This window comes from Microcoleus sp. Z1_A1 (genome assembly GCF_036700305.1).
GTDB lineage: Bacteria > Cyanobacteriota > Cyanobacteriia > Cyanobacteriales > Microcoleaceae > Microcoleus.
In genome coordinates, this window is sequence record NZ_JAUBOR010000006.1 from 71,465 (window position 1) to 91,195 (window position 19,731).

The following is a 19,731-nucleotide window of genomic DNA, read 5'->3' on the forward strand; positions in this document are numbered from 1 at the left end:
TTTTATTGCTCAGAATACGGCTAAGTCAGGGGTCTAATTGACTAGAAATTGACTACGATTTGACTACAATCTGCCTCGTTTGAATACAAATTGAATACAATCCATACCTAGACCAGGTTTGAGCCGTACTCTTCCGCCAGAAGCCCCAGAATAGCGTCGATATCAGCCAAGTCCGCCCTCGACTTTTTGCGCTGCGCTTTCAACTGATTGAGCAAGTCGGCCTGCTTTGGAAATAGGGATGAGCGTGCACAAAGAGGTAAGAAAATTGCAAAATGGGCGTTAGAGTTGCTGGAGAGTTCCTGGTTTGTAGTAAAAGTAGTAACTGAGATATTGCACTATTTTTATGAACAGGCAAGATGCCTGTTCCACAAAGAGTGAATTTTCTTGTGGGGAGTAGGGGTTGGGCCGGAGAACCCGCCCCTGAAAGGCTTATTGAAAATGGTGCAATATAGAAGTTACTACCAATTTTTTTACCACCTAAAATTTCAATCCTCAAAAATATCTAACTGTTGGCCATCAGACTCTTTTTTACCATCTTTTTTAACACCTTTCCGCAGCCCGATCGCAATTTTGCTATGTTTCTCAATCTGCTTCATCACCTGTCTAGCCCGGTCAATCACCGACGGCGGTAAACCGGCCAATCTGCCCGCTTCAATTCCGTAAGATTTGTCAGCACCTCCCGGCTGGACTTGGTGCAAAAACACGATTTGATCCGGCAATTCTTTCACTGTCACTTGATAATTTGCGACATTATCTAAAATAGAAGCTAACTCATTTAACTCGTGATAGTGAGTCGCAAAAATTGTCCGCGCCCGAATCTCAGTTGCTAAATATTCTGCCACAGACCAAGCAATCGAAAGTCCGTCAAACGTCGCCGTTCCCCTGCCAATTTCATCTAGCAAAACCAATGATTGCGGCGTCGCGTGATTGAGGATATTTGCAGTTTCGTTCATTTCCACCATAAAGGTAGACTGACCGGTTGCCAAATCATCGACGGCGCCGACGCGGGTAAAAATCCGATCGCAAATTCCCAAACTCGCAGCTTTCGCCGGCACAAAACTGCCCATCTGCGCCATTAACTGGATCAAACCCACCTGCCGCAAGTAGCAGCTTTTCCCGCTAGCATTCGGCCCGGTTAAAATAATTAAATCTGGGCGCTTTAGCGATTCTTCCCGACCCAAAAAAGCCGAATTAGGTACAAAAAATCCCGGCGGCAAAGACTTTTCCACCACAGGATGACAACCTTCAATAATTTTAATTTCCCGACTTTCTGTCATAGTCGGGCGGCAGTAATTCTGGTAAACTGCTACTTCTGCTAAACCGCACAAAACATCGGCCGCCGCCACGGCGCGGGAAACGTTGCGAATAATTTCGGCGTGTTCTCCTACCTCCGATCGCACTTTAGCAAAAATATCGTATTCCAATTGATTTAAATCTTCCCGCGCTGTCAGAATTCGCACTTCCCTTTCTTTTAATTCTTCAGTGCTATAGCGTTCTTCATTGGTGAGAGTTTGCTTGCGGGTGTAGTCCTTCGGCACTTGGTCTACTTTCGATTTGGTAATGCTGATGTAATAGCCGAAAGCTTTATTGTAGCCTACTTTTAGATTAGAAATTCCGGTGCGTTTTCTCTCAGTTGCTTCTAAATTGGCAATCCATTCTTGGTCGGCTGATGCAGTGTGGCGCATTTCATCTAGCATGGGATTGATTCCCGATCTAATCAAACCTCCTTCTTTTAAATGAATCGGCGGTTCATCAACTAAATGAGCGTGAATTTTACTTGCTAATTCTTCTAAAAGTGGCGGTACATTTTGCAGCGCTTTCAAATAGGGCGATCGCCCTTGGGCTGCGATCGAGGCTAATTGCGGCAGTTTCGAGAGAGAATCAGCTAAAGCGACCAAATCCCGCGCGCTAGCTGTTCCAGAACCCGCGCGGCCTGTCAGTCTTTCGATGTCGTAAATTTGGCGCAGCAACTGCTGCAAATCTTGGCGCAGGGCGTTATTTTCTACTAATTCTTGAATCGTGTCGTGTCGCGCGCAAATGCCTTTAATGTTGAGCAAAGGTTGCAGCACCCAGCGGCGCAAAGCGCGGCCTCCCATTGCGGTGCTGGTTTTGTCGATCGCCCACAGCAGCGAACCGTGAAAAACCCCATCTCTCACTGTTTGAGTAATTTCGAGATTGCGGCGGGTTTGGTAGTCGAGTATGAGAAAATCGGTGAGAGTGTAAGTGTGCAATCTTTGCAAAGAAACTGCTTTTTCTTTTTGAGTTTCTTCGAGATATTGCAACAAGCCGCCGGCGGCGCGCACTGCGAGGGAAAGGTGTCCGCATCCCATGCCTTCGAGCGATCGCACTTTGAACTTTTGTAGGATTCTCTGTTTTGCTTCGGACAAAGTAAACGGAATTTGCGATCGCAAAGAATAGCAAAACGAATTCGGCAAACAATCGGGCAAATGCTCGGATTTCTCTCCGGGCCTCAACATAGTCACCAAATCCGGCGCATTAGTCGGCACCAAGACTTCCGAAGGCTGCAAGCGCAGCAATTCGAGGGTTAATTGTTCTAAAGTGTCGGCTTGGGTAGTGACGAATTCTCCCGTAGAAATATCAGTATAAGCCAATCCCCAATGTTCCCCCGCTATCACAATTGCGGCTAAAAAATTATTTTGTCTGGGTTTGAGCATTCCGTCATCAGTCAAAGTTCCGGGAGTGAGAATGCGGGTAATTTCTCGCTTGACTTGACGACCTTCTTTAGCAGCAATCGAGGCATCTTCTACTTGGTCGCAAACTACTACAGCATAGCCTTTTTCTACTAACATTGAGGTGTAGCGGTCGAGGGCGTGGTGCGGCACTCCTGTCATCGGCACTCTGCCAATTTCCTTGCCGCTTTCTTTACTCGTACAAACAAGTTCTAATTCCCGCGAAATTGTAACTGCATCTTGGAAAAAACACTCAAAAAAATCTCCGACTCGAAACAATAAAAGTGCGTGGGGATACTGTTCTTTCACTTCCACATACCGCTGCATCATCGGCGTCAGCTTGGTGAATTCTAGTAAGCGGTGGTCGGCATTGCGGATGTTGGGTTGATGGGGGTCTGTTGGGGTAGATGCAGTGTAAGGCATAAAAGGCGATCGATAAATTTTAATCTTTAACAACTTTAGCGCAAGCTCGGCTTTTAGCTATAACTAATATACAATATTTGACGATTATTCCTCCTTAAGCAGGGTGCGTGATTGTCAATATTGGTGAAGAGTGTTGAGCTATACAAAAGTCACGCACCCTACTTAATAATCGATAAACTTGCTTTTAGTTGAGAATTTTTATGTCGCTACTTATCTAATGTGAGTCCAAGCAGCCGCTACAGTGAGACTTAGGGCGGATATTTTATCTATTGTGAGAGGATAGGGATCGGCGAGTCACAAAAACAACCTCATCCATCTCGTTATTAACTGTTATAGCAGATGTTGAAAGCCTTTCAAGTTCGCTCAGGGTAAAAAGAAAGAAGAAGCAATCTTCCGCAATGATTTCAGCAATTAGGAACGTCTTAACCGTCGAGCGTGCTTGCTATAAAGGTTGGGCGTTAACACAATAAAGTCAAAATTTCCGCATTTTTGGGGCATAAACTTTACATTTTTGTTATTTTAAACAGCCGAAAGATAGATTTTTAAATTATACCTCGGATAGAGAGATAAAATATTTTATATGCTTACAATTAAAAACATCGAAGCGAGTAATTTATCGGCTTAGTAAAGGTAAGATTTAGAATCAAAAATCTGCTAGCTAGTAGTTAAATAGAGGAAAAAAAATAATGAAAGCTCTTTGCTGGCACGGAGCAAATGATGTGCGAGTTGATAATGTACCAGACCCAACAATTATCAATCCGCGCGATGCGATAGTTAAAATCACGTCTACAGCAATCTGCGGCTCGGATTTGCACCTCTACAATGGCTTCATCCCGACAATGCAATCGGGCGATATCATGGGGCACGAATTCATGGGGGAAGTAGTCGAACTCGGCAGCCAAGTCAAGAACTTAAAAAAGGGCGATCGCGTCGTCATTCCTTTTACTATTTCTTGCGGCAGTTGCTTCTTTTGCAACCGCGATTTGTGGTCGCTGTGCGACAACTCCAACCCCAATGCAGGGCTGGCTGAAAAAATGTTCGGTCATTCGCCGGCGGGACTGTTTGGCTACTCGCATTTAACGGGCGGCTATGCAGGAGGTCAAGCAGAATACGCGCGGGTTCCGTTTGCAGATGTCGGCCCTTTAAAAATTCCCGACGGACTTTCGGACGAACAAGTATTGTTCCTCACGGATATCTTTCCGACGGGTTACATGGCGGCAGAAAACTGCGACATTCAGCCGGGGGATACGGTAGCAGTTTGGGGATGCGGGCCGGTCGGACAATTTGCGATCAGAAGCGCGTTTATGCTGGGGGCCGATCGAGTAATTGCGATCGACCGCGTACCGGAACGCTTGCAAATGGCGGCCGCGGCCAAAGCTGAAATCATCAATTATGAAGAAATGGACGCCGGGGAAGCCGTCACCGAAATGACGGGGGGACGCGGGCCCGACTCTTGCATCGACGCGGTGGGAATGGAAGCCCACGGCACCGGTCTCGACGCTTTGTACGACAAAGCAAAGCAAGCCGTGCGGTTGGAGAGCGATCGACCTACGGCCCTGCGACAAGTGATCCTCGCCTGTCGCAAGGGCGGTACAGTGTCAATTCCGGGCGTTTACGGCGGCTTCGTTGACAAAGTGCCATTAGGTGCAGCTTTCAACAAAGGCTTGACCCTGAAAATGGGACAGACGCACGTTCACCGCTATTTGCGGCCTTTGCTCGATCGCGTTCAAAAAGGCGAAATTGACCCGTCATTCGTAATTACGCACCGAATGAAATTGGATGAAGCGCCCCACGCTTACGAGATTTTCAAACAGAAAAAAGACAACTGCATCAAAGTTGTCCTCAAACCCTAACTCGCATTTACCCTTCAAGGAGAAACTATGCTTTTACAAGAAAAAGAATCAGGCGACTTGATTGAAATCCTCGATGTAGATGCTTTAATCAGCCCTACAAAACAAGAAGTGTCGGGAAAAAATCAAGCTGGTCAAGAAGAGCAAGAGAAAGCAACTTTTCCAAAAAGTAATTTAGTCTTTCCTTCCGGTGAAAATCTGCCGCGCTGCTGGACTGAGGAAAATTATCAAACTCATTGATATCAAGGGAAACCCCAAACCTAATATCCAGAACCCCGACTTCTTTAAGAAGTCGGGGTTCTAACAGTTTGAGGTAAAAAGGGAGATTAATTGTTAACGATCCACTCGACTTGATGGGCTTCTGTGATGTCTGGAATATCCAGCCGCGCAGCTAATTTGCGAATGACTGCTTGCGGTACTGTTGCTGTGCGCGATCGATTCCGCTGCAATATTTCTTCTAGAGGTACTTCTAGATAAACAATCCGAATGCGCGCTTGATAATCGGCAAAAAAATTAATTAATTGCTGGCGCATTTGTTTAGTTGTATTCGTGGCGTTCCACACAAAAGAACGCCCCTCATTTATGTATTCGCGCGCTCTTTGTTTGGCGGCTGTGACCACATTTCCAGGGGTTTCGTCGGGAGGGACATTCATCTCTTTTCGCAGTGCATCCAGCGAGATTACTGGCAAATCTGGGAGATTTTTACGAATCCAATAATCTTTACCGCTTCCTGGCAATCCCGACATCAAAATTACTTCGCATTTAGTGTCGTCAAATGCTTCGTAATCCGGGTGGCCGTTCTCTTTGCGGAAGTAGATAAATCGGCTGTGTGCTGAGGGGAATTGTCGGGGAGAATCCAAACAATTATTTTCTTGACAAAACTCCCGAAATAGTTCTATTTTATCGAGCAATTCTTGTCTGTCGCTACACTGTCGGCCGCGCACGTCTGCTTCGGCTAAAAGTGCGAGGAAATCGCAGCGGACAACTTGACTAACTTTAATTACCGACTGCTGCGGGTTGGGTTTGTCGATTAGCCAGATGGGTAAACTGCCGAATTGGACGATCGCCACCACGGTTTCCCGAATCTCAAACTGCACAGGCGGCTCGAATTGAGATAAAATTTGTCTAACCATTCTCGCACCTTGGCGGGCGTGACCTTTTGAGCTAATTCTGCCATCGGCTTCGATTTTTGTAAAGGTTGGTTTGGCGACATCGTGCAGCAAAGCGGCCGCAAAAAGTATCGATCGTTCTTGCACGGGTAATTGACGCCAATTTGGGGAAGATATTAATGCTTCGCAGACCATTCTGGTATGAATTAAAACGTCTCCTTCGGCGTGATAAATCGGGTCTTGCTGACATCCTTTTAAGTTTTGAATCCAATCGAAATGATTTTGAATGCTGTCCCAGTCCAGAAACCAATCGGGCGGTTGGGGACAAAAGGGAAAAGTCCAAGTGACCGAGGGCGATAACAGTCCATTCATAAATTCACCTGCGGGTTAACTAAAATTAAATAAATTCACATCGGGACGCAGAATATTCGGTATAATTGGGCGATTTAGCCAATGTCCTTCTGCATTTTTTATAGCAGTCAAAAAGCTGGCACGCACGTATTTGTAACGCGCCTTGACTATGCCATCTTCTTCAACTTTAATGTACAGCCCCTCCATGCGATCGCTCTTGTCAGTCTCTTTAAAACATCGTTCTTCATCTAATCCCAATTCCCGACAGGACAAACGCAACCGATCCAAATGTCCCGGTTGAATAAAATTAGATTTTTCCACAAACTGCATCATTTGCTTGGGAGATTTTACAACTCCAGAAAACAGCACGGGAACGGAGGCTAACGGCAGTCCGCTTAACAACTTGCGGCGGGATTCTGTACTCAGAAATTGACTGGTTTCTAAGTCCAGCACATCGTATTCCATAAAATAGTGCGGCAAAAAATCATAAAAAACAGTGTGTTTCGCATACAGCCATTCGCCGTAAAGAATGTAGCGATTTCCCAGCACTTCTCCCAGGGTTCCGCTGAGACTGAAAGCCCACTGCTTGAATAAGTTAAAATGTTTTTCCCTCGGCCCGCCGGTGAGATAGTGGCCGCGACTTTGCAGCAGCATTTGTCCGTCTGGTGCGAAGCTGATGCCTGTATTTGCGCCGTCTACCTTTTCTTCTATAATTAGAGGGCGATCGAGCAAAGCGCTAAATGGCACGCTGTCGAGGTCTTCATCACCCGGTTGGAAACGCGAACCTTCGATGTGATAAGTTCTAGGATATTTAACAATTTTGAGCATCAGCCAATCCATTTTAGATTTGAGAGGCGACCCATCCATTTTAGATTTGAGATTTGAGACTTGAGAGGCGACCGAATCTATTTAACCATTATAATGGAATAATCACAAAGGAGCGTGTAAGTTGAAAAGTCAAAGTTTCCAGAGCATATCATCAGCATTCGCTGGGATTCTATTAGTAGGCGCGCTACTCCTGGGATTAAACTCTTTTGTCGTCATCAATCCAGGTGAAGCAGGGGTGGTTAGCGTTTTAGGAAAAGCCACAGATGGAGCATTGTTAGAGGGGTTTCACCTCAGACCCCCGCTGATCTCCAAGGTAGATGTGTACGATGTAACAGTGCAAAAATTTGAAGTTCCCGCCCAGAGTGCTACTAAAGACCTTCAGGATTTAAATGCTAGTTTTGCAATAAACTTTCGCCTCGATCCTGCGAGAATAGTTGATGTCCGAAGGACTCAAGGAACCTTGGAGAATATAGTCTCAAAAATAATTGCTCCTCAGACGCAAGAAGCCTTTAAAACAGCGGCTGCACTGAGAACCGCCGAACAATCGATTACTCAAAGAAGTGAACTGAAGCGAGACTTTGATACTGCGCTGAAGGAAAGGCTATCCAAGTATGATGTAATCGTACTCGATACGAGCGTTGTTAATATTCGATTCTCCACAGATTTTGCGAAAGCGGTTGAGGAGAAACAGGTTGCTGAACAGCGGGCGCAAAGGGCTGTTTATGTGGCTCAAGAAGCAGAACAACAGGCTCAAGCTGATATTAACCGCGCTCAAGGTAGGGCTGAAGCTCAAAGACTTTTGGCTGAAACTTTGAAGGCTCAGGGCGGCGATTTAGTGCTGCAAAAAGAGGCGATCGAAGCTTGGAGAAGCGGCGGCGCTCAGATGCCAAAAGTGCTGGTTATGGGCGCAGGTTCGAGTCGGGTTCCTTTCATTTTTAATATGAACGATATTCAGGAAGAACCCGATCGCCCGCCAGTGACCAACGATTAAAATATGGCTGAGGGTAACAAGCCCGGTGTCTCCGAAAATATTGGCTTTGCTAACCACAAATCTCGGAATAAACCGGGTTTCCTCAGAAAGCGCACATAAGTCCTATGAGAGTTGCCGGAATATGCTACACTTCTGAAAGCCACAATATAACGACAGTTTGAATCTGTCGTTATAAAAGCGAAGTCCGCAATTAACACGCAGGCAACACACTCATTTTAGGAACCAGGAGAAATCATGACCCGCGCTATTATGGAAACCGACAAAGGCACAATCAATTTGGAATTGTTTGATGCGGATGCGCCTAACACAGTGAAGAATTTTGTTGACTTGGCGGAAAAAGGTTTTTACGATGGATTGTCCTTTCACCGAGTCATTCCTAACTTTATGATTCAAGGTGGCTGTCCAAAAGGCAATGGAACGGGCGGCCCCGGCTACAAAATCAAGTGCGAAATCAACTCGAACAAACATGAGGCAGGAACTTTATCGATGGCTCACGCAGGTAAAGATACGGGTGGTAGCCAATTCTTTATTTGCCATTCTCCCCAGTCTCATCTAGATGGAGTGCACACAACTTTTGGCAAAACTGAGGATATGTCAGTCGTCAATGCTATCCGCCAAGGTGACAAGATTATTTCGCTCAAAATTGAGCATTAATTTCCTCTAATTAGTGGCGTTTGTAGTAAGGACTTTAGTCCTTATTGCAAACAAAACGTGTGAAAGTTAAGAGTTTTAAAATCTACAATTTATGACCAATAATTTCTTGATGGTACCCGCCACGTGATTTATCCGTGGAATCAATCCAAAATCCAAAATCATTGCATCCTCAAGCCCCCAGATTTATCCGTGGTGTCAATCTAAAATCTAAAATCTAAAATCTAAAATCGAATGACTGTTATCAATGATAATACTGTGGTGACTGAGTTAACTGAACTATATTTAAAATACGAAAAAGCTCTTTGTACGAATGATATTGAAACTCTCGATAATTTGTTCTGGGATGCGCCGGAAGTCGTGCGGTTTGGGGTGACTGAGAACCTGTACGGGAGTGATGAGGTGAGGGCTTTTCGCAAAGGACGATCGCCTGTAAATGTCGATCGAGAAATGTTCAACCTCAAAGTCGTGACTTTCGATGCAGACACGGCGGCTGTGACGCTGGAATTTCGCCGTGTAATCGATGGAGTGGTACGGCTGGGGCGGCAGAGTCAGATGTGGCGGAAGTTTCCTGAAGGGTGGAAGATTGTTTCCGCTCACGTTTCTTTTTTGCCGATGGAGGGATGAGCGGTGACATACCTCAGATCAAGGTGAAATAATTTCCCCAGTCGGTATTTGAATTTGATTATTGTTGAGCCATGTAATTCGGCAGATATTCTTTTTTTCCTTTACTATTAGTACCTCTCTCTGCGTTGTCACCTCTCTTCTCCTTTCTTGGTTCTACACTTTTGCAGTAGCTTCCTCATTACCGCTGTTTTCCCTGCTCCGATCCCCTAATACAGTTCATATTTGAGCAAAGTACACGGAATCGAGCCATTATAAACAGGAATCCGCCGGGATGTCCTGAGTCCCACCTTTTTACCCAACTCCTTATTCCCAGTCAAAATAAAAGCATTCCAACCTTTAAAACGATGCTTGAAAATATCCCCCAACATCTTGTACAAATCTCCTAATTCGCTAGCATCTCCCAGGCGCTCTCCGTAGGGAGGATTGCAAATCAAAACGCCTCTGTCTGCGGGTGCTTCCAACTGAGATAACTCGGTTTGAGCAAACTGAATCTTACCGGAAATACCAGCTTGCTGCGCGTTCGTGCGAGCTTGAGTTAACATATCAGAATCGCGATCGCACCCTGCAATCACCTCTTTAAGTTCCGGTAACTCACTATTTTCCGCTTCCGCCCACAATTCATCCCACAAAGGTTCGTCAAAATCCCGCCAACTCATAAATCCAAACTTTTCTCTAAACAATCCCGGTGCAATATTCAATCCCTTTAAAGTCGCTTCCAAAGGCAAAGTTCCAGAACCGCACATCGGGTCTAAAAACGGCAAATCAGGCGTCCATTCTGCCATCTCCAACAAAGCCGCAGCTAGGGTTTCTTTGAGGGGAGCAAGCCCCATCGCCGGTCGATATCCCCGGCGGTGCAAACTGCCGCCAGAACTGTCTAAACTTAAAATAGCTCTATCTTGATGAATGTGAATGTTAATTTGCAAATCGGGATGCTCTACATCGACATTAGAACGCTTGTTAAATTGCAGGCGCTGTTGGTCGGCGATCGCATTTTTGACCTGCAAAGCTGTAAAGTGAGTGTGGTTCAACTTTTCGTTGCCGCCGGTGCAGTTTACTGCTAAAGTATTTTCGGGGTATAAGTATTCGTCCCAAGGGATTTTCTGCACTTCGCGGTAGAGCATATCCGAGTTGTAACACCGGAATTCGGCGATCGGCATTAGCACTCGAAAAATTGTTCTCGACCAAAGATTGACGCGGTACAATAAAGCCCGATCGCCCGCAAAGTAAACCCCTGTAAAATCTGGCTTGACATCCTGGGCCCCTAAACGTTCTAATTCTTGGGCGGCAATTGTTTCTAAACCGCGCGCAACTGTAGCAAAATATTGATTCATTGATAATTGGTAATTGGGAATTGGGAATTGTTACTAACAACAGACTCCAGACTGATGACTATAATAGCTGGTTTTAATCCTAACTATCAAAATAAATACTCTACCTTTACGATAAATCACTCGCATTAATCTGGGTGGGGGCGGGTTTGAGAGATTGTTCTTTGTTGGCTGTGATTGTTTGTGAAACCCGCCCCTACAGATTGTTAGAAATGTGCGAGTCACAAACTGTCAGTAATACTCGTGAAATTAAAAGCTTTCACGCGCACTCCGGGCACGACACTACCGCCGTAACGCTTCACCGCACTAACTGCATCCACATCGCGCAACATATCAGGTAAAACTTGATTGAAACGCAGGTTTTTAATCGGGTAAGCAATTTTGCCATCCTCAATCCAAAAAGTACCGTCGCGAGTCATTCCCGTTACTTCCAAAGTTTTCGGATTCACGTAGCGCACGTACCAAGCTCGACTGACGAAAATTCCTCGCTCGGTTTGAGCAACTAAATCTGCTAAACTTTGGTCGGAACCTGTCATCACGATCGGGTAAAAAGCACCTTTTGCCTCTTTGCCTTTTTGTGCGGCCCAGTAGCGGGAATAAGACAAACTTTGAGGCACGCCATCTCTGATGATTTCCAAATAGTTATTGCTCAATCCGTCGCCGAAAAAAGTATTCGATCGCAACAAAGGATGAGCCGGATCGCGCTGCACTTGCACTAACGGGCTGAAAAGTTGTTCCCCCGCGCGGTTTCCAGCGGGTTTTCCCTCTGCATCGGCGATCGACATAAACGATCGCCCCTCATCCGCCGCCCTCGCATCCAGCCCCCAAATTACCCACGGTAGCAAGCCCGCAAAAGCAGCGCCGTCAAAGATTACCGGATAAACGCCGGGGGTGATGGGGCGCGGGTTGCGGGAGGATTTCGCCCGATCGAGCACTTGTTCTGCTAATTGGGCGATCGGCAATTCGTTGATACTCCAAGCAGTGCTCTTCGCCCAACTAGAACCGTCTTCAACGCGAGCAGTAAAGCTGAAATCCGCATCTGTAGACTGGTTGCAGGCGCGGAGTCCGGTTGACGAGGCGATCGCGTACAGCGACGCCTCAGTGCTCAAAGTACCCGAACCATGAGCGCCCCCCTGGGAGGATCTGGCGCACGCTTGCTGCACCATTTCGGCCCGCGCTAGAGGCGATACAGTTGCCGTTGCTGCGTCGAATGCGGGCGATCGCAAATCGTAGGTTTGAGGCGGCAGCAGCGGCATCCATTCGGGGTCTGCCGGCGCAATTCGGGCCAATTCTTCCGATCGCTTGACTGCAGAGGCGATCGCATCTTCATCAAATTCTGTAACAGCAGCAGAGGCGCTTTTGTTACCGAAATAGCTAGTAATGTTCAGGCTAAATACAGTTTTGCTGATATTTTGGCTGATTTGATTTTCCGAAAATCGGGAAAGAGATTCCTCGCCAGTAGAGAGACTGACAAATACTTCCTCTGCTTTGGATAGTTTGACTGCTTTTTCTACTACAGATAAGGCTTGGTCTTCACTTAAAATTGCGGGCGATGTTGTTACAATCATGATTGGTAATTAGGCATTGCGAATTGGACATTGCGAATTGGGCATTGCGAATTGGGCATTGCGAATTGGGCATTGTTAGCAATTAACTAATAACTAAGAACCGATGCCCCATGCCCCATGCCCTATTACCCAATTTGAATATCCCTCACTCGCACCGGCACACAAGCGTGAGTCATCTGAGCAACCTGCATCGGCTCGCCCTTTCCGCATATATGAGTACCGCACTGAACCAGCTCCGAAGCCGGCCCGATCGCATCTATTTGATTCCAGAAATCAGTAGTCATCGCCTGATAAGTTACATCCTTCAACATACCGACAACTTTACCTTTTTCCACCTTCCAAAAAGCATCGCCACCGAATTGAAAATTGCGCCGCTGCTGGTCGATCGAATAACTACCCATACCGTCGATTAAAATCCCGTCTTCCGTATCCGCAATCATCTGTGCCAAAGTAGCAGTATGGCTGCCGCCATCCGGGCCCGGCTCCAATCCCAAATTGGGAATTCTCACCATCGGCACGCTCGACCAACTGTCAGCGTAAGCAGAACCGTTGCTGCTACCGCGTCCGAGGCGATAAGCCGTCTCTCTGTCAGTGAGATAATCAACTAAAATTCCATCCTTGACAACGTACCAATCTTGTGATTTTACGCCCTCATCATCGTAACCCATTGTACCGCGACCACCTGATTGAGTGCGATCGCACTTAAAATTCACCCAAGGTGCAGCATATTGCAGTTTATTTAACTTATCAGTAGTAGCAAAGCTCGTGCCAGCAAAATTAGATTCGTAGCCGTAAACCCGGTCTAATTCAGTTGGATGTCCGACCGATTCGTGAATAGTTAAGAACAAATTTGTCGGCTTGAGAATCAGGGATTTGCAAATACCAGCCGGGATTTTAGGAGCGCGGACTTTCTCAATAGCTTCAGCGGCAACTCTTTCGACTTGACTCAACAAATCATCGGGATTAATATGTTCGTAACCGATATTAAGCGGCGGGCGATCGTAACTGCGACTTTGGGCATCGCCGCCCGCAATTGCCGTACAGCTAAAACCCGGATAGCAGCGGTAGATTGTTTGTTCGATTAGCGAGCCTTCTGTAGAAGCAAAAACCTTGTCTTCGCGGCTAAACTGCAAAAAAGAAGAAGCTTTTTTGATGCCTTGTGCGCCGTGTGCTAGTAGCTTCTCGTTGATAGTTAGCAGCAGTTCGGCTTTCTCAGCAACGGGTACAGAAAAAGGGTCAATGGCGATGGGAGTAATGTAGGTATCGACATATTTTTCGACAGGCACTAACCGCACCGGTTCCTTTTGAGTCAAGCGGCTGCCTTTAGCGATTTCTACAGCCAAAGCGACTATTCTTGCAACCTCTGCCGGCGTTTTGCTGTGACTGGCGGCAAACCCCCAAGCGCCGTCTAGAAGCACGCGCACGCCAAAACCGGAACTTACATTATCTGACAGTTGACTTAAAGATCGATCGCGCGCGTAAAGATTCTGCCTTCGGTAACTGCAAAAACGTACATCACCGTACTCGCAACCTGTTTTCCGAATCAAATCTACAGCCAAATTTGCTAACTCGTTAGCAGAGATTTTTGCAGTTAATTGCACCATAGTTATTCGTCATTCGTCGTTAGTTGTCAATTATTATAACATATTGGAATAAACCGCGAAGATGCGTTCGGCGAAGCCGTTCCCGAAGGGTAGAGCGCGAAGGAAGGAAATAGAGAGGTCTTTCTCATATCGTTTACGGTTTTTTCGGAATGATTAAACCGCAGAGGCCGCAGAGACCGCAGAGGAAGAAAAGAGAGAGATAAATAATTCCGATGACAACGAATTTGATGTCATTTCTAAGTAGAGTTTTTACCTGAAAACATCTTCTTCTTTCTCTTCCTTCTTCGCGCCGCTTCGCTAACGCGCCGCTTCGCTAACGCGTCTTCGCGGTTCGTTTAATCTCACTCCATCTCCTGCAAAACCCCTGTCAAAATTTCCACAATTTTATCGATATGTTCTTTCTCAATAATCAGCGGCGGCGACAAAGCAATAATATCACCAGTCGTGCGAATTAGCAACCCTTTTTCATAGCACTGCAAGAAACAATCAAAAGCCCGTTTCCCAGGCTTCCCAGCAATAGATTCCAACTCAATCCCCGCCACCAGTCCCAGATTGCGGACATCAATTACGTGCCGCACTCCCTTCAAAGAATGCACCGCATCTTCCCAGTAACCAGCCATCTTATCTGCTCGTTCAAATAACCTTTCTTCCTCATAAATATCCAGCGTCGCCAAAGCAGCCGCACAAGCCAGAGGATGACCAGAATAAGTATAACCGTGAAAAAGCTCGATCGCATTTTCAGGAGCATTCATAAAAGCATCATAAATGCCTTCTTTCACAAACACCGCCCCCATCGGCACCGTACCGTTAGTTATCCCTTTCGCCGCCGTCACAATATCGGGAACCACCCCAAAATATTCCGTAGCAAAACTAGAGCCTAGCCGCCCGAATCCGGTAATTACCTCATCAAAAATTAGCAGGATTCCGTATTTGTCGCAAATCGCCCGCAGTCGCTCCAAATAACCTTTCGGCGGAATCAAAACCCCAGTCGAACCAGCCACCGGTTCGACAATTACTGCTGCAATATTAGACGCATCGTGCAAAGCGACAATCCGCTCCAATTCATCCGCCAAATGCGCTCCCCATTCCGGTTGTTTGCGGCTGAAAGCATTGTGTTCGAGATTGTGAGTGTGAGGCAAATGATCGACTCCCGTGAGCAAACTGCCAAAAAACTTGCGGTTTGTACCGATACCCCCGACAGAAATTCCCCCAAAACCAACGCCGTGATAGCCACGTTCCCTACCGATTAATCGTTGACGAGTTCCTTCACCTTTCACCCGGTGATAAGCAATCGCAATTTTCAAAGCAGTTTCTACTGATTCCGAACCCGAATTAGTAAAGAAAACGCGATCGAAATTGCCCGGAATCATCTTTACCAAACGCTCCGCTAATTCAAAAGCACCCGGATGTCCCATCTGAAAAGCCGGAGAGTAATCCAAACGCAAAACCTGCTGTTTAACTGCTTCGGCAATTGTCTCGCGGGCGTGCCCTGCATTGACGCACCACAGCCCCGCAGTACCATCTAAAATTGAGCGGTTATCATCGCTTGTAAAGTGCATATCTTTGGCAGAAACCAACATTCGCGGATTCGCTTTAAACTGTCGGTTGGCGGTGAACGGCATCCAGTAAGCGTCCATATTTGTCATGTTTTTTTATCCTTTTATATTGATGCTTCTGCATCCAAACTATAACTTGCTACCGATTGCCGATCGCCAGACGCTTATTATAATTTTACAAAACACCTCTATCCCTCTTTCTATCTTTTCTATCTCCTCTGCGCCCTCTGCGTCCTCTGCGGTTAGTAAAAAAAATATCATTCACAAATGAAATAAAATCACCGCCACAATCCTAAATCTTGGCGATGGCTTTCCTAGCGGCAGAGATATCAGATTAAAAACCCGGTTCATTAATTAACATAAAAAACCGGGTTTTTAAGGAACATTAAAACTTGATGTTTAATGACAAAAACTAGCTAATTAACGATCGCCTCTACAGACTCATGCTGCAACAAACCGGTCAGCATTTTCACAGGTCTTTCTTCGTAGGGCCACGCGAAAGCATGGCGGAAAGCGGCCTCTTGACACGCTTGCAACTGCCGAAAATCAATGATATCCAAAGTTAACAAATTCTCGTACTCGAAAGGCAATCGCACGTTGTGCAATCCCGCGTTGTCGGTACAAATGGCAATATCGACACCAGCTTCAAAACATCGATCGAACACAACCTTCAATTCGCGCATATCCTGCAACGTCCCCGTTTTGAGATAGGTAGTCGGGCAAACCTCCAAGCATTGACCCCTGCGCGCGACTTCTGGCAGCAGTTCGGGATATTTTAACGGAATTTGAATCCCGTGGCCGATACGCATCAGATAGGGCAAAAGTTCGGGATAACAGCCAGAGGTAGTTTCGTAGAGGTGGCCGGTAGTTTTGATGCCGATCGACCTCGCGTACTGGTACAATCCGACAAACTCCTCCAAACGATCGCCAATACAATCATCGCCCCCAGCTATATCGATCGCACAAACATATTCCCCCATTTGCGCCGCCAAATCTACGATCGCCCGATTCACCTCATAGGGTAAACGCGAGTGCATACACAAAATTTGGCTAGTAACAATCGGACAATCGCTAATTTGACTTGCCTTGCCCACAACTTGTACAATTTCTGCCATCAAATCAATGCGTTCTGACTGATTCAAATGTTCTGGAGTCCGCAAATAAGGCGTATAGCGCAACTCCAAATAAGCCAGATTTTCAAACACGTAAGCGCCCCGCATCAACCGATAGATGAAATAAGGCAACGTCTCAACAGTTTGAACGCTTTCTACCAGCGTGTGCAGTTCCAAATACTCATTGAGAGTATTGCGCGGACGAGTGTAAAACTCCTCAAATTCCGAGTATTTCGGAAATCGATTAACCATCTCAGCATTGTGGCGATCGAAATACCGCCACAGCACCCTAGGAACGACGGAACCACCCAGATGGCGGTGCAACTCAGCGTGTAAACTCATGGCAACAAAGCCTCTATTTTCTCAATCTTAACAAAAATTAATTAGTCAGTAGTCATTAGTCAGTAGTCAGTAGTCATTAGTCATTGGTTATTTGTTAGTTCCAATGCCTAATGCCCAATAGACATCTCCCATAATTCTTGTGGAACAGGCATCTTGCCTGTTCAAAATAGGCTTTTTGGGAGATGCCCCATGCCCCATGCCCCATGCCCCATGCCCCATGCCCCATGCCCCATGCCCCATGCCCGTATCTAAAATCCCAAATCTAAAATCTAAAATCTAAAATTGATTGACATTTCGGACGCATTCATACATAATCGGAGATTGTGTCAACCTGAACAGAACGCGAGAAACCCTTGGCTAACGTAGTTGTAATCGGCGCCCAGTGGGGCGATGAAGGAAAAGGCAAAATTACCGATTTGCTCAGCAAATCCGCAGATATCGTTGTCCGCTACCAAGGGGGCGTCAACGCGGGTCACACCGTGGTAGTCAACGGTCAGACTTTCAAGCTGCACTTAATTCCGTCTGGGATTCTCTACCCTGATAAAGAGTGTATTATCGGCTGCGGCACGGTCATCGACCCTAAAGTTTTAATTGCAGAGTTAGATCAGCTAGAGGCACTGAATATTTCGACAACCTCGCTGATGATTTCGGAGACGGCTCACGTCACGATGCCCTATCATCGATTAATTGATGTAGCATCGGAAACGCAGCGGGGAAATTATAAAATCGGGACGACGGGACGCGGCATTGGCCCTACTTACGCCGACAAGTCGGAACGCACTGGCATTCGGATGCTAGATTTAATGGACTTGGACGGGTTGCAAGAACAATTGGAATGGACGATTAATTGTAAAAATGTCCTTCTCGAAAAACTCTACAATTTGCCGCCTTTAAATCCGCAAGACGTAATTGATGAATATCGAGTTTATGCGGAACGTTTGCGCCCGCACGTAGTAGATAGTTCCCTGAAGATTTATGAGGGACTTCACAAGCGGAAAAATATTCTGTTTGAAGGCGCGCAAGGCACTTTATTAGACTTAGACCACGGCACTTATCCTTACGTTACTTCGAGCAATCCCATCGCTGGCGGTGCTTGTGTGGGAACCGGAGTCGGCCCAACAGCGATCGATCGCGTAATTGGCGTAGCAAAAGCTTATACAACCCGCGTCGGAGAAGGCCCCTTCCCTACCGAAATGGTAGATGGAATTGGCGCAATTTTGGGCGATCGAGGTGCAGAATTCGGCACGACAACCGGCCGCAAACGCCGCTGCGGTTGGTTCGACGCAGTAATCGGCCGCTACGCAGTCCGCATCAACGGCCTTGACTGTCTGGCAATTACCAAACTAGATGTTTTGGATGAATTAGAAGAAATAAAAGTTTGCGTTGCTTACGAAATTGACGGCGAAAAATGTGTTGATTTCCCGAAAAGTTCCCGGATATTTGCTCGGTGCCAACCTATTTACGAAACCCTTCCCGGTTGGAAACAGTCTACGGAAGAGTGCCGGAATTTGGAAGATTTACCGCCGCAAGCTTTGAATTATCTGAAGTTTTTGGCAGATTTGATGGAAGTGCCGATCGCGATCGTTTCTCTCGGTGCGAGCCGCGACCAAACTATTATTGTAGAAGACCCGATTCACGGCCCGAAACGCGCTTTGCTTTCTGCAGACGGTACGCCAGTAGCAGCACAATCATAACAGGTTTAGTTATAATAGACAAAAAGGGTCTATCTCATGTGTGACGAGGCTCCAATGACCGATGAAGATCGTCTGATATACCAACTAACCCTTCATCGAGATTTGGTTGGCTGGGTAATCGGAAAGTTAGCTGAAGATGGCATTGCATCCCAGAGAACTACTGGCAACGATCCGAAAGGAGACATTTTGATTGTCGCTCCCAATGAGGCCTCGCAAGTAAAAGAAATAATTCGGGATCTTCATAATCAATACACGAGAGAAAATATCAAAGATTCACAGTCAACCTTAGAGGAAAGAAAAACAAACTTACCGCATATAGAAATCAAAACCACATACCTTTCAGGAAAAGCAGTTAATGAAATTATTGATACTGCTACTGTCATTGCAGTTGTAAGTGCCGATAGAATTTCTGAACCGGGCAAGGCAAAATTTATAAAAGCAGGTATAGCTTATGCCGAAAATATTCCTTTGGACGAGTTTCTAGATGTTTAGTAGCAGGAGTAATCCCAATGTTTGACATCAGTTTTTATTCAGCAAATGGAGAACCGTCCGATAGTGTAAGAATAACAGCAGCTACTTACGAATGGTTAGCAAAATCAGCATTTTCAAAAATAGGTGGCGAATCAGTCGAAACCCAAATTTACCTAGATGAAGAAAATGTAATTCTGCCTCTAGTTGAATTAAATCAAGATATTCGCCAGCAGTTCAAGAAAATTTTCAGCGAAGCAATCATCAGTGAAAGCGATGCAGTTCTTACTAAGCTGGGTGATTCCCCTTCAAAAGAAGAGTATCAATCAGGAACGTACCGTCTCAGAAAAATGCTGGAATTGCTCAAGTGTGTGGAAAACGAAAATTATCAATACCTTCAGCGAATTTAATCGGAACTTACGCAACTGGTTCAATTCGTAGGGTGCGTCAGTTGATAAGACCTAAATTTTTTGTCATAAACTCAATACTGACGCACCATACAAGCTAGTTAAAGTGTGACCGTTGACCTGAGTCTGATT

16 protein-coding genes are annotated in these 19,731 nt (G+C 46.1%); 8 read left to right on the forward strand and 8 right to left on the reverse strand.

Annotation, left to right across the window (positions count from 1 at the left end; genetic code table 11):
- Window positions 1-485 precede the first annotated feature (485 nt).
- Window positions 486-3,113 carry a DNA mismatch repair protein MutS gene (gene mutS / locus QT973_RS05635; protein ID WP_333337580.1) on the reverse strand — a complete coding sequence of 876 codons (2,628 nt, stop codon included), beginning with the start codon at window positions 3,111-3,113 and terminating at the stop codon, window positions 486-488.
- A gap of 686 nt (window positions 3,114-3,799) precedes the next feature.
- Here mutS and QT973_RS05640 point away from each other — a divergent pair.
- Window positions 3,800-4,966 carry a zinc-dependent alcohol dehydrogenase gene (locus QT973_RS05640; protein WP_333057081.1) on the forward strand — a complete coding sequence of 389 codons (1,167 nt, stop codon included), beginning with the start codon at window positions 3,800-3,802 and terminating at the stop codon, window positions 4,964-4,966.
- A 27-nt stretch (window positions 4,967-4,993) separates the two neighbouring features.
- Window positions 4,994-5,203 carry an acetyltransferase gene (locus tag QT973_RS05645; RefSeq protein WP_333057082.1) on the forward strand — a complete coding sequence of 70 codons (210 nt, stop codon included), beginning with the start codon at window positions 4,994-4,996 and terminating at the stop codon, window positions 5,201-5,203.
- Window positions 5,204-5,289: 86 nt separating this feature from the next.
- On the opposite strand, the gene QT973_RS05650 is transcribed toward QT973_RS05645, so the two are convergent.
- On the reverse strand, window positions 5,290-6,444 hold the full coding sequence (locus QT973_RS05650) for an AAA family ATPase (RefSeq protein WP_333231474.1): 1,155 nt from the start codon (window positions 6,442-6,444) through the stop codon (window positions 5,290-5,292).
- Between the two features lie 15 nt (window positions 6,445-6,459).
- Window positions 6,460-7,290 carry an RNA ligase family protein gene (locus tag QT973_RS05655; protein WP_333057084.1) on the reverse strand — a complete coding sequence of 277 codons (831 nt, stop codon included), beginning with the start codon at window positions 7,288-7,290 and terminating at the stop codon, window positions 6,460-6,462.
- Between the two features lie 82 nt (window positions 7,291-7,372).
- Between QT973_RS05655 and QT973_RS05660 the strand changes: the two genes are divergently transcribed.
- The 3 genes from QT973_RS05660 (at window position 7,373) to hpxZ (ending at window position 9,520) form a co-directional block, all read left to right on the forward strand.
- The gene (locus QT973_RS05660) at window positions 7,373-8,242 is read left to right on the forward strand and encodes a prohibitin family protein (protein WP_333337583.1); all 870 of its coding nucleotides are present in this window, start codon (window positions 7,373-7,375) and stop codon (window positions 8,240-8,242) included.
- Between the two features lie 234 nt (window positions 8,243-8,476).
- Window positions 8,477-8,896, forward strand: a complete 420-nt coding sequence (locus QT973_RS05665; protein ID WP_333337586.1) for a peptidylprolyl isomerase — start codon at window positions 8,477-8,479, stop codon at window positions 8,894-8,896.
- A 231-nt stretch (window positions 8,897-9,127) separates the two neighbouring features.
- Window positions 9,128-9,520, forward strand: coding sequence for an oxalurate catabolism protein HpxZ (hpxZ, locus tag QT973_RS05670; protein WP_333390846.1), 393 nt, complete (start codon window positions 9,128-9,130; stop codon window positions 9,518-9,520).
- 206 nt (window positions 9,521-9,726) lie between these two features.
- Here hpxZ and QT973_RS05675 read toward each other — a convergent pair whose 3' ends face one another.
- The 5 genes from QT973_RS05675 to QT973_RS05695 all read right to left on the reverse strand — a co-directional run bounded on the left by QT973_RS05675 (window position 9,727) and on the right by QT973_RS05695 (window position 17,030).
- Window positions 9,727-10,851, reverse strand: coding sequence for a THUMP domain-containing protein (locus QT973_RS05675; RefSeq protein ID WP_333208715.1), 1,125 nt, complete (start codon window positions 10,849-10,851; stop codon window positions 9,727-9,729).
- A gap of 218 nt (window positions 10,852-11,069) precedes the next feature.
- Window positions 11,070-12,416, reverse strand: coding sequence for a TldD/PmbA family protein (locus QT973_RS05680; RefSeq protein ID WP_333390848.1), 1,347 nt, complete (start codon window positions 12,414-12,416; stop codon window positions 11,070-11,072).
- Between the two features lie 125 nt (window positions 12,417-12,541).
- Complete coding sequence (locus tag QT973_RS05685; RefSeq protein ID WP_333390851.1) at window positions 12,542-14,020, reverse strand: TldD/PmbA family protein; 1,479 nt, start codon at window positions 14,018-14,020, stop codon at window positions 12,542-12,544.
- Window positions 14,021-14,361: 341 nt separating this feature from the next.
- Window positions 14,362-15,666, reverse strand: coding sequence for an aspartate aminotransferase family protein (locus tag QT973_RS05690; protein WP_333390854.1), 1,305 nt, complete (start codon window positions 15,664-15,666; stop codon window positions 14,362-14,364).
- Between the two features lie 326 nt (window positions 15,667-15,992).
- Window positions 15,993-17,030: an adenosine deaminase gene (locus tag QT973_RS05695; protein WP_333057101.1), complete on the reverse strand. Its 1,038-nt coding sequence runs from the start codon at window positions 17,028-17,030 to the stop codon at window positions 15,993-15,995.
- A 353-nt stretch (window positions 17,031-17,383) separates the two neighbouring features.
- On the opposite strand from QT973_RS05695, the gene QT973_RS05700 reads away from it, so the two are divergent.
- From QT973_RS05700 to QT973_RS05710, 3 genes are read left to right on the forward strand one after another with little or no spacing between them, the layout of a single operon-like run.
- Window positions 17,384-18,724, forward strand: a complete 1,341-nt coding sequence (locus QT973_RS05700; protein ID WP_333057103.1) for an adenylosuccinate synthase — start codon at window positions 17,384-17,386, stop codon at window positions 18,722-18,724.
- 54 nt (window positions 18,725-18,778) lie between these two features.
- Window positions 18,779-19,216: a hypothetical protein gene (locus tag QT973_RS05705; protein WP_333057106.1), complete on the forward strand. Its 438-nt coding sequence runs from the start codon at window positions 18,779-18,781 to the stop codon at window positions 19,214-19,216.
- A 17-nt stretch (window positions 19,217-19,233) separates the two neighbouring features.
- Window positions 19,234-19,602 carry a hypothetical protein gene (locus QT973_RS05710; protein WP_333057107.1) on the forward strand — a complete coding sequence of 123 codons (369 nt, stop codon included), beginning with the start codon at window positions 19,234-19,236 and terminating at the stop codon, window positions 19,600-19,602.
- The last annotated feature ends 129 nt before the right edge of the window (window positions 19,603-19,731 follow it).

Excerpts from the sequence above, each read along its gene's own strand:
- QT973_RS05645 (WP_333057082.1), top strand. The coding sequence starts at position 4,994 with ATGCTTTTACAAGAAAAAGAATCAGGCGACTTGATTGAAATCCTCGAT.
- QT973_RS05680 (WP_333390848.1), bottom strand. The coding sequence starts at position 12,416 with ATGATTGTAACAACATCGCCCGCAATTTTAAGTGAAGACCAAGCCTTA.
- mutS (WP_333337580.1), bottom strand. The coding sequence starts at position 3,113 with ATGCCTTACACTGCATCTACCCCAACAGACCCCCATCAACCCAACATC.
- QT973_RS05640 (WP_333057081.1), top strand. The coding sequence starts at position 3,800 with ATGAAAGCTCTTTGCTGGCACGGAGCAAATGATGTGCGAGTTGATAAT.
- QT973_RS05655 (WP_333057084.1), bottom strand. The coding sequence starts at position 7,290 with ATGGATGGGTCGCCTCTCAAATCTAAAATGGATTGGCTGATGCTCAAA.
- QT973_RS05710 (WP_333057107.1), top strand. The coding sequence starts at position 19,234 with ATGTTTGACATCAGTTTTTATTCAGCAAATGGAGAACCGTCCGATAGT.
- QT973_RS05665 (WP_333337586.1), top strand. The coding sequence starts at position 8,477 with ATGACCCGCGCTATTATGGAAACCGACAAAGGCACAATCAATTTGGAA.
- QT973_RS05650 (WP_333231474.1), bottom strand. The coding sequence starts at position 6,444 with ATGAATGGACTGTTATCGCCCTCGGTCACTTGGACTTTTCCCTTTTGT.
- QT973_RS05685 (WP_333390851.1), bottom strand. The coding sequence starts at position 14,020 with ATGGTGCAATTAACTGCAAAAATCTCTGCTAACGAGTTAGCAAATTTG.
- QT973_RS05695 (WP_333057101.1), bottom strand. The coding sequence starts at position 17,030 with ATGAGTTTACACGCTGAGTTGCACCGCCATCTGGGTGGTTCCGTCGTT.
- hpxZ (WP_333390846.1), top strand. The coding sequence starts at position 9,128 with ATGACTGTTATCAATGATAATACTGTGGTGACTGAGTTAACTGAACTA.
- QT973_RS05705 (WP_333057106.1), top strand. The coding sequence starts at position 18,779 with ATGACCGATGAAGATCGTCTGATATACCAACTAACCCTTCATCGAGAT.
- QT973_RS05690 (WP_333390854.1), bottom strand. The coding sequence starts at position 15,666 with ATGACAAATATGGACGCTTACTGGATGCCGTTCACCGCCAACCGACAG.
- QT973_RS05675 (WP_333208715.1), bottom strand. The coding sequence starts at position 10,851 with ATGAATCAATATTTTGCTACAGTTGCGCGCGGTTTAGAAACAATTGCC.